This window comes from Bacillus sp. CCB-MMP212, from assembly GCF_022748145.1.
Lineage (GTDB): Bacteria > Bacillota > Bacilli > Bacillales > Bacillaceae_G > Bacillus_A > Bacillus_A cereus.
Window position 1 is genome coordinate 175,455 of record NZ_JALDQE010000011.1, and the last position, 16,383, is coordinate 191,837.

Below are 16,383 nucleotides of genomic sequence, written 5' to 3' on the forward strand. Positions count from 1 at the left end.
ATATGTGCTTTAATAATGTAATTTATTTTTCTGTAAAAATAAAGACGGAAAACATAAAAAATATTAAAAGATTGTAAAAATACCGTGAATTTTGTTGAGAAATATTTATATAGATATAAAAAAAACCTTCTAAGTAATAAGGAAGGGGTTTTTGCTTAACTAATTTTTGAGTTAGGTGTTTCATCAATCTTATGAAACCCTTTCATGTAATATACGATTGCTAAGCCGATAAGCCAAATTGGGCCGACAATCAATGCAATTCGTGTATCTTCTGAATACGCCATTATACCTAGTACTAATACAAGGAAAACGAGTGAGAAATATGAGCTTAATGGGTATAAAGGCATTTTATACGATAACTTTTGTTTATTTTGAGTAGGTAAGCTTTTACGGAATTTAATTTGAGCAACTAATATAATTCCCCAAGTCCAAATTGCGCCGAAAGTTGAAATGCTAGTAAGCCATGTAAATACCTTTGCAGGTACGAGATAGTTTAATATAACACCAATGAGTAAAACGATAGCAGTTGCTACAATTCCTTGGCTTGGAATGCCATTTTTATTTAAACGACCAAATCTTTCAGGAGCTTTTTTCTGCTGAGCTAATGTAAATAGCATACGGCCTGTACTAAATAAACCACCGTTACAAGAAGAAAGAGCTGCTGTTAATACGACAAAGTTAATAATACCTGCTGCTTTTGCGATACCAATTTGCTGGAATGTTAATACGAATGGGCTTCCTTTCTCCCCAAGTTCGTTCCATGGATAAATTGCCATCATAACGAATAGAGCTCCTACGTAGAACAGTAATATTCTCCAAAACACGTTATCAATTGCTTTTGCGAGTGTTTTCTTCGGATTTTGAGCTTCACCAGCTGTGACACCGATTAATTCAACGCCTAAATAAGCGAATAGTACCATCTGCATGGAGAGTAGTAACCCAGAAAAACCATTTGGGAACCAGCCACCATGTGACCAAAGGTTTGAAATGCCAGTAGCGATACCACCGTTTCCGAATCCGAATAAAATAATACCAGCGCCGACCACTATCATACAGATAATTGTGACAATTTTAATCAGAGCAAACCAAAACTCAAGTTCTCCAAATACTTTTACTGATAAGAAGTTAAAAGCGCTCATTAACAATAGAGCAAGTAACGCCCAAGTCCAGCGCGGGATATCAGGGAACCAGTATTGCATGTAAATACCAGCTGCTGTAATTTCAGCCATACAAGTAACAACCCATAAGAACCAGTAATTCCAGCCAGTAATATAACCAGCGAGTGGGCCGATATAATCATATGCATATTTACTAAAAGAACCGGCAACAGGTTGTTCAATTGCCATTTCCCCGAGAGCTCGCATGATGAAAAAAATAACGAGTCCGGCAATCATGTAACCTAGTAAAATAGAAGGACCGGCTAGTTTAATAGCGGAAGCAGATCCTAAAAATAGCCCAACGCCAATAGCTGAGCCAAGTGACATTAAAGTAATATGTCGTTCTTTTAAACCACGATTTAAAGTTCCAGATTTGTTTGTGTGCTGCATAAGAAGAATCCCCCTTGTAGAGTGAACAATATTTGAATGCGTTTACTAAGTATTTAACTATTTCAAATTATAAAACATTTCTATCTGTTATGCTACAAAAATAATCATAATGAACTGTACTACATCTGTACTTGTCAGACTTAAACTTAAAATTCGAACTATTAGGGAATATATTGACTCTTCTTTTTATTGATTGTTAAGATTAAGTATTATATTTTCTCACATACTAGTAAGAAAAAGAATGTGTGATAATAATTCAGGTGTAGGAAGGGTACATAAGCATGTTTCAATTACAAAAATATAACACTTATGTGAAGCAAGAGTTTTTAGCTGGCATCACAACTTTTTTTACATTTGCGTATATTCTTGTCATCAATCCAAAAATATTATCTGATGCAGGTGTACCATTTGACCAAGCGTTTACAGCAACAATTATTGCAACCGTTGTTGGAACAGTAGGTATGGCGATTTTCGCGAATTACCCGATTGTTATTGCTCCAGCTATGGGAATGAATGCATATTTTGCTTATTCTGTTGTACAGAAGGCAGAAGGGATTACATATGTAGTTGCCTTTTCAGCTGTATTTGTAACGGGGATTATTTTTCTTTTATTATCTTTTACTTCGTTTAGGCAAAAGTTAATTTTAGCAATTCCTGATAGTTTAAAGCATGCAATTGCAGGTGGAATTGGACTATTTATTGCTTTTATTGGATTGCGCCTTTCTGGAATTATCGTGGATCATCCTTCTAATTTAGTTACGATTGGTGATTTTCATTCTCCAGCTGTTATTTTAACTTTAATTGGTTTAATATTAGCGGCGGTATTAATGGCATTACGTGTGAGTGGTGCATTATTTATTAGTATGATTGTGACAGGAGTTATCGCCTTCTTTACAGGGCAATTGAAGTTTGCTGATAAAATTGTGGCGATGCCTCATTTGCCAGAGGGTATTATCGTTTCAAACCCAATCAATGCATTTTCAGATGTAATTGAATACGGATTATATGGTGTTGTATTTTCATTTTTACTTGTACTTTTATTCGATACAACAGGTGCATTACTTGGTTTAATTAAACAAGCAGGTTTAATTACAGACAATACAGAGAAGCGTTTTGGTAAAGCGTTTATTGCAGATGCAATTGGCGGGACTACAGGTTCTATCTTTGGAACAAGCCCAACAGCAGCGACGATTGAATCGTCAGCAGGTATTGCTGCAGGTGGGAAAACTGGATTAACAGGGATTGTAGTTGTTGGTCTAACAATTATAACGGCATTTTTCAGTCCTGTTATTGCTTCTTTATCAAGTGTAGCCGCTATTACAGCTCCTTCATTAATTATAGTAGGTAGTTTAATGGCACAAAGCATTCGAGATATTAATTGGAATGAATTTGAAGATGCGTTACCAGCATTTTTGATTTTTATAGGTATTCCGTTAACGTCTAGTATTGCAAATGGAATTGCAATTGGATTTTTAGTATATCCAGTTTTGAAAATTGTGAAGGGTAAAGGAAAGGAAGTACATCCATTACTATACTTATTTACAATTTTATTTGGATGTCATTTATTCTTATAATATAGATATAGGAGAGTGAGCTTCTTATGAGAGGCTCCTTTTTTGTGTATAATAAAGTGAAACTATAGGCAGTAGTGGGGATTTATCCCCACTGTGTATTAGCCCGCATCAATCGGGATAATGTGGAAATTAAATTAATTTCGTAAAATATAAATTACCTAATGGAATGTATATGTTACAATAAAGGTGGAGGAGGAACATGAATGGCTGTAAGTAAAATAAAAGTCGCGCGTGTTCAGTTAGATTTAACACAGCAAAAATTAGCAGAAAAAGTAGGCGTTACAAGGCAAACGATTAGTTTAATTGAGAAGGGGAAATACAACCCATCTTTAGATTTATGTTTGAAAATTTGTTATGCGGTAGATAAAACATTGAATGATTTGTTTTGGGAGGAAAAGGAGTGATAGGGTGAAAATCGTGAAAGATGAACGTTTAATGATTGAGGGGTTAAAACACATTAGGTTAGTTTTCATTTTACAAAATATCATCATACTAGGCATTGTTTTTTACCGTTATGTTTTGCAAGGAGCAGGATATGAAAGTGTTTCGGATCTATTAATGGTATTTATGGGCGGGATCGTAGCCATTAACTTCTTAAATTTAAAACATTCTGTAGAGGCATATGAGCATACAGGTGGGGTATCACGTAGCTATTTCATGAAACTATTATTCATTCCGGTAGGTGTTGTTATTGGACTGTTAGCTATTTGTATTATTGTAACACCGAATATTTCGATAAAAGCAATCAGTATAACAGCACTTATTATGTTTGCTTGTTTTTTAGTTCCTAGTTTATTTATCTACATATATATGAAAAAGATAAAAAGTGAAGATTGAAATATAAGAAAGGCTTTCCCGTATTGAGGAAAGCCTTTCTTATATCTTTTTATACAGTACTTTATGAAGGCCAATCGGTTCAATTTCAAAGATTTCACCATGCTCCTGAAAGTCTAATCGCTTGTAATAGTCAGTTACAGTAATACGGCCATTACACCATAGGATGTTTGCTTTCCGTTCTTTTAAAATTTGTTCTGCCTTCTGAATTAAGGAGCTTCCAGCTCTTTTGTTCCGAAAGTTAGGTAATGTTGCCATTCCTCGTAGTCTATAATGGATACCTTTTTGCAAATCAGGATATATTTCTTTTGAGAAGGAAGCGATGCTAATCAACTCATCGTTTATAAAGGCACCTAAGTGGAATGTGTCTTTTTCGTAATCAGAAGAGTATTTACAGTCTGCCAGGGACTGATTGGGACGCAACACCGCTTGGCGTAATAAGTGTGTCTCGGATGCATCAATATACTGCACAGTAATCATGTTATCATCCTTTCTTATAAACCTTTTTCTATAAGTTGTATAAAGAAGTATGCAGGTGCAGCGAGAAGGCCGAGTATACTAGCGGTTCCGAGAAGGAGTGAAAGAAAAAGGAATGAGTATTTAACTCCATTTGATTTTTTCCAACCATAGCTGCAAATTTCAATGCTAACACCGATGAGAATAATGGCGACAAGTACTTCCGCTAATAATAAGAGAGCTAAAGTTACAATAGACATAATGTAATCCATCCTCATAATATGTGATAGTAACATTTTACCATATGAAATTAAAAAAATGCCCCTCAATTATGTGAGGGGCATTTTTTTACTCTAATATGTTTTTTAGTGTATCGATATGCTCTTTTGAACCTGTTACAAGTAATGTATCGCCGTGTTGTAGTCTTGTATCACCATGTGGTATTAATGCTTTATTACCGCGGTAGATTTGAATGACAAGTACATCACCTAAAAACGGAAGGCGGCGAAGCGCAATGCCGTTATATTTATTGCTGCGTAGTTCAACTTCGCGTACTGTTTCGTTTGCTGTTGTAATTAAGCGAACGAGACTAGGTTTATCAATAAGTGCACGTAATAAAATACGTGTAGAGTTAATTGTTGAGAATACAGCGATATGTTCTTGCGTTGCTTTTTCTTGTAGAAGTGGATCTTCTACACTTGCAATAACATGTTCAACACCTAGCTCTTTTGCATGTTCTGCTAATAATAAGTTTTGTTCATCATCGCTTGTTGCAACAACGACGCGATCTGCATCAAATGCTGTTTGTTCAGTTAATGATGCGATTGTGATGTCATCTAATTTCACGATAGGGAAGTCATGCGATTTCGCTTCCTCATCATTTATTTTGTTTTGACGCATCATATATAGTGTTACGTCATAATCTTCTCGTTTTAAATCTAGTGATAACGGAAGGGTAATTCTGCTCGCGCCAATAATAGCTACTTTTGGTTTTGGTGTTTCTACTTTTGGGAACATTTTTTTAAACAATATAGGTGCAAAAATACAAGTAATAACTGCGCTTAAAATAAGAGAGGCAGATAAACTTGGACTGATGATCCCTAGTTTTTCACCAATTTGTGCAGCCGCGATAACTAAAGAAAGTGTCGATGTTAATAAGATTGCACTTCCAAGTACGATATTACGTGGATACCATTTTCGTAAGACGAGTGATGGTAAGAGTTTTGAAATAAAGAGTCCTACAATTAAGATTGGGATCATTAGCATGCTAGAAGGCTCTTTAAAAATAGACCATACCTCTAGATTTACACCAACCATTACGAAGAAAATAGGGATGAAGAAACCATAGCCGATGGAATCAAGTTTTTCCACCATATCTTCATTGGGTGATAATAACGATACAAGTACACCTGCTAAGAAGGCACCTAAAATATTTTCTGCTCCAACAGATTCCGATAACCCAACTAAGATTAAAATGAGTGCAAAAACAGCCCGTGTATCAATTTGTACACTACCAGCTTTTAAACTATCTAAGTATGGAATGTTTTTAAAGCGTTTTGCAATAAAGTAAATGACAATACCGGCACCGAATAGAAGAAGTAAGAGCCACATACTTTGGCCGCTTTCGGAATTTAATCCGACGAAAACAGCGAGTAAAATCATTGTAACTAAGTCTGCAATAACAGCAACTAATAAAATGATTTGTCCGATTGCAGTTTTTCCTAGGTTGTTCTCTTTTAGTGTTGGTACAACAACACCTAAAGAAATAGTTGAAATAATTAAAGTCATGAACATTGCATTATCTACAAATCCTAGCCATACGAATAGTAATGATAGGGCATAAGATAAGATGAAAATAAATAAGAAGATAATGCTTGCTGCTTGAAATGTATTTGGTTCGTTTGTCGTATTTTTTTTCCCTTTTTGTTTAAAGATAGAAAAATCAATTTCTAAACCGCTTAAGAACATGAGGAAGATAAATCCTAATGTTGATAAAACTTGAAGCCACATATCTGGCTCAATAATATTAAACCCACTTTTACCTACAAAGATTCCTGCAATAATTTCTGCAACGACAACAGGAAGTGCTTTTAATTTAAAGCGTTGTAACAAAAGGGGAACGAAAAACGCGATTGCAACGACAACCATAAGTGATAGAACAGAAGTATGATGTTCCATTGCGTTCTCTCCCTTCAAATAAATATAGTACCTATTTAGCCATATAATAGGTAGAAAAGCAACGCATATGGATTCGATTTCATAAAGAAAGACTTTTCTTAACATTTGTCATAATAAGTATATTCTTCATGATTCTGCTGTTAATTCCGTAATGTGGATGTAATAGGGGAGGGAATAAAAAAAGACTGCTGAGATTCCTCAGCAGTCTTTTTCATGTACATTACATTGAGAAGAAGATCCATACAGTTAAACCAACTGTTGCAGTTGCAACGAAGAAACTGTATATCATTGTAAGAATTTGAACTCTTCCTTCTCCTTCTTTTAAATGCATGAACATAATTAATTGTAACAATGCTTGCGCAACAGCCATTATGATAATAGTTGTTAAGACTGTTGAAAGTGGCAATGTTGTGTAAAGTGCCACGTATAACGCTAGAAACGTTAATGCAAGCGATAAAATAAATCCGAAAACGTGTGACCAAGGGAATCCGCTATGCGCATGCCCATTTGCTTGATTGTTGTTTTGAGCCATTTACGCCACCATCCCGTTCAAGTAAACTAGTGTGTAAATAAAGACCCAAACAAGGTCAAGGAAATGCCAGTATAAGCTGATAATGAATACTTTACGAGCTGTTACTGGTGTTAAACCTCGTTTTAAAATTTGGATAATAACACAAATTGCCCAAATGATACCGCCTGTTACGTGGGCTCCATGCGTTCCAAGAAGAACGAAGAATGCAGATAGGAAAGCACTTGTTTGAATTGTTGCGCCTTCACCAATATACATAATGAACTCTTCAATCTCGAAGAATAGGAAACCTGCACCTAAAAGTAATGTAAGGACGAACCATCCAAGCATTGCTTTTTGGTTGTGCTTACGCATTTCGTGAATTACGATACCACATGTGAAACTACTTGTTAAAAGTAGTAATGTTTGAATTAAAAGCGTTTTAAGTTCAAACAGCTGCGCTGGTGTTGGGCCATCTGCCGTACGACCAGCAAGGACTAGATAAGAGGCGAAAAGTGTTGCGAACAGCATAATTTCAGCCCCAAGAAAAATCCAGAATCCTAGGATATTCAATCTGCTTTGTTCGGATTGATATTCCAAAGGTAAGCTTTTATCTAAAGCCGCCATGTCATTTCACCTCTCATGCTATATGTTCTGTTTCTTTAATTTCATCAACGCTTACGTAGTAGCCATCATCATAATCGAATGAACGATAGATTAAGCAAGCTAAAATACCAACGCCGCCGATTGCTGCAAGCCAGAACCAGCTAAATACTAATGCGAAACCTGCAAGACCGAAGAATAAAGACGCAATAATAGGCACACCAGAGTTACTTGGCATGTGAATTGGTTTGATATCTTCTGCTGCTGGTGTAACTGTTTCTCCGCGTTTTTTCATGTACCAGAAAGCATCAGCTTCTTTGATTTCAGGAAGTTTCGCGAAGTTGTAATGTTGTACAGGAGATTGAGTTGCCCATTCAAGTGTACGGCCATCCCATGGATCTCCAGTTGTGTCACGTTCACCGTGACGTGCACTCCAAATTACGTTGTAGCAAAGAAGTAGGAAGCCAATACCCATCATTACCGCACCAACAGATGCGATTTGGTTTAGCCATCCCCATCCAAGACTTTCAGAGTAAGTGTACATACGACGAGTCATACCGTCTAAACCTAAGAAGTACATTGGGAAGAAACAGATGTTGAATCCGCTCATAAAGATCCAGAATGTCCATTTACCTAGGCGTTCATTTAACATATGACCAGTCATTTTTGGATACCAGAATGTGAATCCAGCAAGCATAGCGAATACTGTACCTGCGATTAATACGTAGTGGAAGTGAGCGATTAGGAAGTAGCTGTTATGGTATTGATAATCAGCTGCTGCCATTCCAAGCATAACCCCTGTAACCCCACCGACTACGAAGTTTGGAATAAATGCCAATGACCAAAGCATTGGAACTGTAAAACGGATACGTCCTTTATACAGTGTAAACAACCAGTTAAAGATCTTAACACCGGTTGGAATCGAAATCGCCATTGTCGAAATCGAGAAGAATGAGTTAACCGCTGGACCTGCACCCATCGTGAAGAAGTGGTGAAGCCATACGACGAAACTTAGTAAAGAAATTGCAACCATTGAGTATACCATCGCACTGTAACCGAATAGACGCTTACGTGAGAATGTACTAATGATTTCAGAGAAAATACCGAATGCCGGTAAAATAACGATATATACTTCAGGGTGACCCCATACCCAGAACAGGTTGGCCCATAACATCGGCATACCGCCGCTCGCCATCGTAAAGAAGTGAGCATCGAATAGACGGTCAAATGTCATTAATGCAAGAGCAACTGTTAATACTGGGAAAGCGAAAATAATGATAATTGTTGTAATTAAGATTGACCAAGTAAACATTGGCATTCTCATTAAAGTCATACCAGGTGTACGCATTTTTAAGATAGTAACAAGGAAGTTAATACCGGTCATTAGCGTTCCGAGACCTGAAATCTGTAATGCAATTGCGTAGTAGTTATTTCCTACGCCTGAAGTAAACTCTGTACCTGCCATTGGGAAGTAAGAAGTCCACCCAGCGTCTGGAGAACCACCGATTACGAAAGCGATGTTGAATAACATTGCTCCGACAAAGAATAACCAGAAACTTAAAGCATTTAAGAACGGATATGCAACATCACGAGCACCAATTTGTAATGGTACTACAAGGTTCATTAATCCCATAACGAATGGCATTGCCATGAAAAGAATCATTACTGTACCATGCGTTGTAAAGATTCCGTTATAGTGTTCAGCGTTTAAATAAGTTGTTTCTGGGAATGTTAACTGTGCACGGATCATTAAACCATCCATACCACCACGGAATAACATGATAACCGCAGAAATAATATACATGGCTCCGATTTTTTTATGGTCAACAGTTGTTAACCATTCGTCCCAAAGCCATTTCCATTTTTTATACTTTGTTAGTACGAAAATGATTGCTAATGTCACAAGAACGATAGAAGCGTCTGCACCGTAAATAATCGGGTCACCTGTGACAAAGAATTCATCAAGCTTCACTGTGTTCACTCCAATCTGTTGGAATAATAGCTATTATTTTTTGTTTTTGTAGTAGTTGTAATCACAATATTCAAGTGATTTTGGATCTACATAACTTAAGTGGTGACTAGAGAATGTCATACGACCAACTACACCAGGTTTAACAATTTCGTTGTACTTAGCTTCTGTTAGTTTAGGAGCAGTTTCTTGTACTTCTTTAACCCACTTGTCATATTTCTCTTTAGTTTTCGCTTCAACTTCGAACTCCATGTGTGTGAATCCTTCACCAGAGAAGTTCGCACTACGGCCTAGGTAAGAACCTGGCTTATCAGCTTGTAAATAAAGATCCATAATCATGCCATCCATTGTGTACTTCATACCACCAAGTTCTGGTACCCAGAAAGCATTCATTGGGCCGACAGAAGTCAGTTTGAATTGAATTGGTACACCAGCTGGGATGTTTAAATAGTTAACGGTTTCAATTTTTTCCTCTGGGTAACTGAATAACCATTTCCAGTTTGCAGATGTAACATAAATTTCAACTGGTTTAATATGTTTGGACTCTTTCGGAACCTCTTCCGAAGCATAAGTTGCTTTTACTGTTGGAATCGATAATGCGATAACGATAATAACAGGAACAAGCGTCCAAATAATTTCTAGTAATGTGTTACCGTGTTGTTCAGGTGGCTCATAGTCCATATTCTCTGGTTTTTCACGATAACGAATCAAGATGACTGTAAACAGAATGAATACAATTGCGATAATTAATGACATAAGCAAGAATGACCAAACAATTAAATCATACTGTGCTTTTGCAACAGGTCCTTGCGGATTTAATACTGCGAGTTTTTTATCACAGCCACCGAGGAACAGAAGTAATGATAACGGAAGAAGCGAAGCCAACTTCCAAAACGCTTTCTTTAGTTGCACGATTGAAAATCTCCTTTCTCCTTGGATTGAAACTATGCCAATAAAACAATATAAACCTATTAATTTATAGAAGGCAATAGTTTTTGATATATTGTTAAAAAATAGACACAAATGCACACTTTTTAAGGTGAATATCATTTGTAACTTGATTACATTGTAAACTATTTTCCAGAGAAAAACGTGATTGTGAAAATTTTAAGATAAATAAAGTTATACCAGGATATCCAAGAAATAGAAAAAAGCTATCTTATCATAAGAAAGATAGCTGAATATTTTGTATATTTAGTTTATTTCTTGTGTGATAGTTCGTGGCTGTTCAAGTGTGACAACTTTTTTATATTTAACTTGGTATAAAATGTAACAAATAATCATAAATGGAATGCCACAATAAAGAGCAATTCTTTGATCTGGAATGAAAGCCAAACTAACAAATGTAATGAAATTGAGCGAGAACGCTACGATTGGAACTAGCGGATAGAGCGGTGTACGATATTTTAAATCATTTATGTCGCCACCATTTTTCACGAAATTTCTACGGAAGAAAAACTGTGAAGCGGCGATTGACATCCACACGACAACAGCAGCCATTGCTGCAATAGAGGTTAAAACTAGAAAGACAGTATCTGCCGCAAATACACTTGTTAATAAAGAAAGGCTAGCGAAAATTAGGCTGAAAATTAGTGCATTTAGCGGTACACCTCTTTTAGTTAATTTCGTAAATGCTGGACTTGCCATTCCTTGTTTTGCCATCGCCCAAAGCATACGAGAATTTGCGTATAGACCAGAGTTAGCAACGGATAATACAGCTGTAATAATAACGAAGTTCATAATGTCTGCTGCATATGGGACACCGGCTACATCAAAAACAAGTACAAAGGGACTTTCGACTAGATTAGCCTCTTGCCATGGGAGTAAACCTACAACAACTGATATAGCTAAGACGAAGAAGAAGAGAGTTCGCCAAATTGTGTTTTTGATTGCTTTTGGAATTGTTTTTTCAGGGTTTTCACTTTCTCCTGAAGCGATTCCGATTAATTCTGTTCCTTGGAAGGAGTAATTTACTGTAATCATCGTAAGAAGAACAGCTAATGCGCCGTTTGGAAATAGCCCGCCATTTTCAGTGAAATTATGAAGCATTGGAGCTGGCTTTCCATTAAAGTCTAGTAGACCGAACATAACAGCGCCACCAAGTACGATAAAAATAACAATTGTCGCGACTTTTACACTTGCGAACCAAAACTCTGCTTCTGCATATGCTTTTGCTGATAAAGCGTTTACGAGGAAGAGTGCTGCTGCAAATGTAACGCACCAAATCCATGAAGAAACGTCTGGAAACCAGCGTTTCATTAAAATACTTACAGTTGTTAACTCTACTCCCACCGTAACAGCCCAATTTAGCCAATACATCCAACCGACAACAAATCCAAAACCAGGTGAAATAAATTTGCTTGCATAGCTTTGGAATGAACCTGCTTCTGGCATAGCAACGGATAATTCACCAAGACATAACATCGTTAAATACATAACAAATCCACCGACTAAAAATGCAAGAATAGCACCACCAGGTCCGGCATTATGGACGATTTGACCAGATCCCATAAATAGACCGGTTCCGATAACGCCGCCGAGTGCAATCATAAATAGGTGTCTACTTTTCATTGTTCGTTTTAAATCTGTTTGTTCAATTTGTTGATTCATATGCCCCTCACCCCGTATTTTCTTGAATGTGTGAACTTCGTTTTATTCTGAGTTTTTAATCATTAGTGGGGGATGCAAAACACACTCGGTTTATTTGCTATGAAATGAATGGAGTATGTAAAAAAACGAACTATGACTAAATACTCTAAGAATGTTTGTTAACATGGTGATATCTTCACTATGTTAACAATTTTGATTTTAGCAAAATATTCTGGAAATGTATATTTATTTTTCTTTTTATTAAAAATAATTAGAATTTTTATAATTAATTCTATGAGCGATAATTCACATGATCTTTCTAGCAAACTAGTAAGAAGAAGGGTACAATGATAAGAGTTGTGTCTGTAAAATAATAATTAATGGAGTTTTGTTTATAATGAAAAAGTTAAAATATCTTTTTGTTTTTGGGATTATACTTGCTGCTGCATTTTTTATAGGAAAAGATAAAATCATGCAAAAGGCGCAAGTTCTACGCTTAGAGTTTCTATCTGAAATGAAAGAAGCAGCTATGATTGAAGATGTTCCGTTTATTAAACAATTACCAGAATTACCTCGAGGATGTGAAGTGACAAGTTTAGCTATGTTGCTGCAATATAAAGGTGTACAAGTAGATAAGATGCAACTTGCTAGCGAAATTCATCGCGTTCCATTTGAACAAAATGGCGTACGGGGAAATCCTTACGAAGGGTTTGTTGGAAATATTTACACAAAGGCAGAGCCTGGATATGGTGTATATAATCAACCGATTTTTAATTTAGCAGAAAAATATGTTCCTGAAAAAGTAATTAATTTAACAGGTAGAGACATGCAAGATATATATAAAGTAATTAGTTCTGGTTCACCGGTATGGGTCATTATTAATACGACGTTTAAGCCGCTAGCTGAAAGTAGTTTTGAAACATGGAATACGAGTTCGGGCGAAGTGAAAATTACATATTATGAGCATAGTGCAGTAGTAATTGGATATGATCAAAACTTTGTATATGTAAATGATCCTCTTAAAAATAACCCGCGTTTGGCTGTTCCACGAGCAGAATTTGAGAAAGCTTGGGAGCAAATGGGAAAACAAGCAATTACTATTTTATAATAATGAAAAAGTCATCTTTTGGATGGCTTTTTCTTTTTAGTTTATCATCACTGAAAATTCAGAAGATTCTTTTAAAAGTTAGCAATTCACGTTATAATAACATTTAACTTGGTGAAGAAGGAGTGAAGGGGTATGGATGTTGCAAAGGAACTTGTTTTGTCAAAAAATCAGTTAGTTGAGTGGAGAAGGCATTTTCATAAGTATCCAGAGTTATCTTTTCAAGAAGAAAAAACATCGCAGTTTGTGTTCGACATACTTCGGAAATTCCCGTATTTAGAAGTGTCACGGCCGACTAAATATAGTGTGATGGCAAAATTAGTAGGTAAACAGCCGGGCAAAACAGTTGCGGTTCGAGCCGATATGGATGCTCTTCCTATTCATGAAGAAAATGAGTTTGATTTTATTTCTACATATAAAGGTGTGATGCATGCATGCGGTCATGATGGACATATAGCGATATTACTTGGAGTCGTACATAAGTTAGTGGAAGAAAGAGAGAAGATTAAAGGGGAGATTCGTTTTCTATTCCAACATGCTGAAGAGAATTTCCCTGGTGGTGCAGAGGAGATGGTTGCTGCAGGTGTAATGGAAGGTGTGGATTATATTATTGGTGCTCACCTTTGGGCGTCGTTAGAGGTTGGGAAAATAGGTGTTATTTATGGTCCTGCAATGGCTGCACCGGATGTTTTTAAAATTAAGATAGAGGGAAAAGGTGGACATGCTGGAATTCCTCATGAAACGGTGGATAGTATCGCAATCGGAACACAAGTCGTTTCGCAACTTCAGCAAATTGTATCTCGCCTCACGAATCCATTAGATTCGCTCGTAATATCTGTTACGCAATTTCATGCGGGGACAACTCATAATGTAATACCAGAGCAAGCCGAGATTGAAGGGACAGTGAGAAGTTTAAGACATGAATTACGAGGTGAAACAGAGAAGAAGATTGAGCGGATTGTGAAGTATATTACGGAATCTTACGGAGCGAAATATACATTTTCATATGAATATGGATATCGACCAGTTGTAAATGACTATGAAGCTACAGAGCTTATTGAACAAACGGCATTACAACTTTATGGAAGGGATAGAGTTGTTCGTTTACAGCCAACGATGGCTGGAGAAGATTTTTCAGCGTTTTTACAAAAGGCACCGGGGACATTCTTTTTTATCGGAGCAGGAAATAAAGAGAAAGGTATTATATATCCTCACCATCACCCTCGTTTTACGATTGACGAAGATGCATTACCGATTGGAGTGGAAGTCTTTGTATCAGCCATTATGAACTTTATAAGTAAAGGAGAATGAGATGAAGAAAATACACATCCTAGCGCTTATTCCAGTTCTTTGTTTAGTAGTTGGGCCAATATTTGCGAATTCAGTTACTCCTTACGTATTAGGGATGCCCTTTTTATTATTTTGGGTATTATTATCAGTGTTTATTACTTCTCTTTGTATGGGGCTTGTGTACGTGTTTGATCCTGCTAATAAGGAGGATGTAAAATGACTGCATTACTTATCATTATTTTATTTTTGTTTCTCGCACTATTTTTAGGGATTCGGGCACAACATGGAAAAGATATGAATTTAGAGCAATGGTCAGTTGGAGGAAGAGGGTTTGGCACTATTTTTGTTTTTCTCCTTATGGCAGGTGAGATTTATACGACGTTTACATTTTTAGGAGGAAGCGGCTGGGCATATAGTAAAGGCGCACCTACCTTTTATATTTTAGGCTATGGTGCTTTAGCTTATCTTTTATCGTATTTTTTATTGCCACCGATTTGGAAGTATGCAAAAGAGCATAACCTTGTTTCGCAGTCGGATTTTTTTGCGAAGAAATACAGAAGTAAGGCGCTTGGACTTATTGTTTCAATTGTTGGTGTTGTTTCCATCATCCCATATCTTGTTTTACAGTTAAAGGGACTGGGAATTATCGTTTCAGAAGCGTCTTACGGAAGGGTATCACCTGTTGTTGCGGTTTGGATTGGTGCTATTGTTATAACTATATATGTAATGGTTTCAGGTATACACGGTTCAGCTTGGACGGCTGCTTTGAAGGATATTATGATACTGTTTATCGTTATGTTTTTAGGTATATATTTACCGTATCATTATTATGGAGGATTTCAGCCGATGTTTGAAGCTGTAGAAGCAGCGAAACCAGGATTTTTATCTTTACCTGAAGAAGGAATGAGTATTTCTTGGTTTGTTTCTACTATTATATTAACGGCCCTCGGTTTCTATATGTGGCCTCATACATTTGCTTCTGCTTTTTCTGCAAAAAATGAAAAAGTATTTCGTAAAAATGCAGCAATTATGCCATTGTATTCTTTAGTGTTACTTTTCGTATTTTTCGCAGGGTTTGCTGCTATATTGCAAGTTCCTGGGTTAAAGGGAGCGGATGTAGATCTTTCGTTAGTTCGTCTTGCTTTACAAACTTTTGATCCTTGGTTTATTGGGATTATTGGTAGTGCGGGAGTATTAACGGCATTGGTTCCAGGCTCTATGCTTGTTATGGCGGCTTCTACACTGTTAGCAAAAAATATTTATCGAACGATTGTTCCATCCGCTTCAGATAGACAAGTTGCTAAGATGGCAAAATTATTTGTGCCTGTAGTAACGCTCGTGGCAGTTTTATTTACATTTAAAGGAGGGGAAACAATAGGAGCGCTTCTCTTAATGGGGTACAGTATCGTTACGCAACTTTTCCCTGCACTTGTATGTAGCTTGTTTCCACGCCAAATTGTTACGAAGCAAGGAGCGATTGCAGGAATGGGAGTTGGGCTGTTAGTGGTCGCATATATTACCTTATCTGGCTCAACTATAGCTACGATGTTTCCGAGTTTTCCGCAGTATATAAAAGATTTGAATGTGGGCATAGTCGCATTGTTAATTAATATGATTGTGATGTTTGTAGTTAGTGGATTTACAAAAGGTGTATTTATAAAGAAAAACACTACAATAGTAGAAAAGTAATTCGTTTATTGGAGCTATCTTTGCAAAGAGATAGCTCTTTT

The 16,383-nt window shown here is 36.6% G+C and carries 16 protein-coding genes; 7 read left to right on the forward strand and 9 right to left on the reverse strand.

From position 1 onward, the window contains the following. Positions 1 to 155: 155 nt before the first annotated feature. The gene (locus MRP26_RS24940; protein ID WP_001164892.1) at positions 156 to 1,547 is read right to left on the reverse strand and encodes an amino acid permease; all 1,392 of its coding nucleotides are present in this window, start codon (positions 1,545 to 1,547) and stop codon (positions 156 to 158) included. Positions 1,548 to 1,828: 281 nt separating this feature from the next. Here MRP26_RS24940 and MRP26_RS24945 point away from each other — a divergent pair, with 281 nt between their 5' ends. The 3 genes from MRP26_RS24945 to MRP26_RS24955 all read left to right on the forward strand — a co-directional run bounded on the left by MRP26_RS24945 (position 1,829) and on the right by MRP26_RS24955 (position 3,958). After that, on the forward strand, positions 1,829 to 3,121 hold the full coding sequence (locus MRP26_RS24945) for an NCS2 family permease (RefSeq protein ID WP_242807041.1): 1,293 nt from the start codon (positions 1,829 to 1,831) through the stop codon (positions 3,119 to 3,121). A 203-nt stretch (positions 3,122 to 3,324) separates the two neighbouring features. After that, complete coding sequence (locus tag MRP26_RS24950) at positions 3,325 to 3,525, forward strand: helix-turn-helix transcriptional regulator (RefSeq protein ID WP_000301177.1); 201 nt, start codon at positions 3,325 to 3,327, stop codon at positions 3,523 to 3,525. A gap of 4 nt (positions 3,526 to 3,529) precedes the next feature. After that, positions 3,530 to 3,958 carry a hypothetical protein gene (locus tag MRP26_RS24955; RefSeq protein ID WP_053565223.1) on the forward strand — a complete coding sequence of 143 codons (429 nt, stop codon included), beginning with the start codon at positions 3,530 to 3,532 and terminating at the stop codon, positions 3,956 to 3,958. A 39-nt stretch (positions 3,959 to 3,997) separates the two neighbouring features. Here the strand turns inward: MRP26_RS24955 and MRP26_RS24960 are convergent, their stop codons facing one another. The 8 genes from MRP26_RS24960 to MRP26_RS24995 form a co-directional block, all read right to left on the reverse strand. Next, complete coding sequence (locus MRP26_RS24960; RefSeq protein ID WP_000633846.1) at positions 3,998 to 4,435, reverse strand: GNAT family N-acetyltransferase; 438 nt, start codon at positions 4,433 to 4,435, stop codon at positions 3,998 to 4,000. Between the two features lie 14 nt (positions 4,436 to 4,449). Then, positions 4,450 to 4,707 (reverse strand): DUF4022 family protein, encoded by a 258-nt coding sequence (locus MRP26_RS24965; protein ID WP_071714271.1) that lies wholly within the window; start codon positions 4,705 to 4,707, stop codon positions 4,450 to 4,452. 52 nt (positions 4,708 to 4,759) lie between these two features. Continuing rightward, positions 4,760 to 6,589: a monovalent cation:proton antiporter family protein gene (locus tag MRP26_RS24970; protein ID WP_000399979.1), complete on the reverse strand. Its 1,830-nt coding sequence runs from the start codon at positions 6,587 to 6,589 to the stop codon at positions 4,760 to 4,762. Between the two features lie 220 nt (positions 6,590 to 6,809). Next, the gene (gene qoxD / locus MRP26_RS24975; RefSeq protein WP_000068425.1) at positions 6,810 to 7,121 is read right to left on the reverse strand and encodes a cytochrome aa3 quinol oxidase subunit IV; all 312 of its coding nucleotides are present in this window, start codon (positions 7,119 to 7,121) and stop codon (positions 6,810 to 6,812) included. Continuing rightward, entirely contained in the window at positions 7,122 to 7,724 is a 603-nt protein-coding gene (gene qoxC / locus MRP26_RS24980) for a cytochrome aa3 quinol oxidase subunit III (RefSeq protein ID WP_000729316.1), read from the reverse strand. Positions 7,725 to 7,737: 13 nt separating this feature from the next. Then, positions 7,738 to 9,672 carry a cytochrome aa3 quinol oxidase subunit I gene (qoxB, locus tag MRP26_RS24985; RefSeq protein ID WP_000762374.1) on the reverse strand — a complete coding sequence of 645 codons (1,935 nt, stop codon included), beginning with the start codon at positions 9,670 to 9,672 and terminating at the stop codon, positions 7,738 to 7,740. Between the two features lie 33 nt (positions 9,673 to 9,705). After that, positions 9,706 to 10,581 (reverse strand): cytochrome aa3 quinol oxidase subunit II, encoded by an 876-nt coding sequence (locus tag MRP26_RS24990; RefSeq protein ID WP_001176165.1) that lies wholly within the window; start codon positions 10,579 to 10,581, stop codon positions 9,706 to 9,708. A 282-nt stretch (positions 10,582 to 10,863) separates the two neighbouring features. Next, a complete protein-coding gene (locus MRP26_RS24995; RefSeq protein ID WP_088021833.1) occupies positions 10,864 to 12,279 on the reverse strand; it encodes an amino acid permease in 1,416 nt (471 codons plus the stop codon). A 376-nt stretch (positions 12,280 to 12,655) separates the two neighbouring features. Here MRP26_RS24995 and MRP26_RS25000 point away from each other — a divergent pair, with 376 nt between their 5' ends. The 4 genes from MRP26_RS25000 (at position 12,656) to MRP26_RS25015 (ending at position 16,342) form a co-directional block, all read left to right on the forward strand. After that, positions 12,656 to 13,366, forward strand: coding sequence for a C39 family peptidase (locus tag MRP26_RS25000; protein WP_000734491.1), 711 nt, complete (start codon positions 12,656 to 12,658; stop codon positions 13,364 to 13,366). Between the two features lie 132 nt (positions 13,367 to 13,498). After that, a complete protein-coding gene (locus tag MRP26_RS25005) occupies positions 13,499 to 14,674 on the forward strand; it encodes an amidohydrolase (protein WP_075717261.1) in 1,176 nt (391 codons plus the stop codon). Between the two features lies 1 nt (position 14,675). Then, the gene (locus tag MRP26_RS25010) at positions 14,676 to 14,873 is read left to right on the forward strand and encodes a DUF3311 domain-containing protein (protein ID WP_000719836.1); all 198 of its coding nucleotides are present in this window, start codon (positions 14,676 to 14,678) and stop codon (positions 14,871 to 14,873) included. Continuing rightward, positions 14,870 to 16,342, forward strand: coding sequence for a sodium:solute symporter family protein (locus MRP26_RS25015; RefSeq protein WP_063546480.1), 1,473 nt, complete (start codon positions 14,870 to 14,872; stop codon positions 16,340 to 16,342). The genes MRP26_RS25010 and MRP26_RS25015 overlap by 4 nt, the downstream gene beginning before the upstream one ends. Positions 16,343 to 16,383 lie beyond the last annotated feature (41 nt).

Coding starts and splice junctions, on each gene's coding strand:
- qoxD (WP_000068425.1), bottom strand. CDS start 7,121: ATGGCTCAAAACAACAATCAAGCAAATGGGCATGCGCATAGCGGATTC.
- MRP26_RS25000 (WP_000734491.1), top strand. CDS start 12,656: ATGAAAAAGTTAAAATATCTTTTTGTTTTTGGGATTATACTTGCTGCT.
- MRP26_RS24945 (WP_242807041.1), top strand. CDS start 1,829: ATGTTTCAATTACAAAAATATAACACTTATGTGAAGCAAGAGTTTTTA.
- qoxC (WP_000729316.1), bottom strand. CDS start 7,724: ATGGCGGCTTTAGATAAAAGCTTACCTTTGGAATATCAATCCGAACAA.
- MRP26_RS24940 (WP_001164892.1), bottom strand. CDS start 1,547: ATGCAGCACACAAACAAATCTGGAACTTTAAATCGTGGTTTAAAAGAA.
- MRP26_RS25015 (WP_063546480.1), top strand. CDS start 14,870: ATGACTGCATTACTTATCATTATTTTATTTTTGTTTCTCGCACTATTT.
- MRP26_RS24995 (WP_088021833.1), bottom strand. CDS start 12,279: ATGAATCAACAAATTGAACAAACAGATTTAAAACGAACAATGAAAAGT.
- MRP26_RS24970 (WP_000399979.1), bottom strand. CDS start 6,589: ATGGAACATCATACTTCTGTTCTATCACTTATGGTTGTCGTTGCAATC.
- MRP26_RS25005 (WP_075717261.1), top strand. CDS start 13,499: ATGGATGTTGCAAAGGAACTTGTTTTGTCAAAAAATCAGTTAGTTGAG.
- MRP26_RS25010 (WP_000719836.1), top strand. CDS start 14,676: ATGAAGAAAATACACATCCTAGCGCTTATTCCAGTTCTTTGTTTAGTA.
- MRP26_RS24965 (WP_071714271.1), bottom strand. CDS start 4,707: ATGTTACTATCACATATTATGAGGATGGATTACATTATGTCTATTGTA.
- MRP26_RS24950 (WP_000301177.1), top strand. CDS start 3,325: ATGGCTGTAAGTAAAATAAAAGTCGCGCGTGTTCAGTTAGATTTAACA.
- MRP26_RS24960 (WP_000633846.1), bottom strand. CDS start 4,435: ATGATTACTGTGCAGTATATTGATGCATCCGAGACACACTTATTACGC.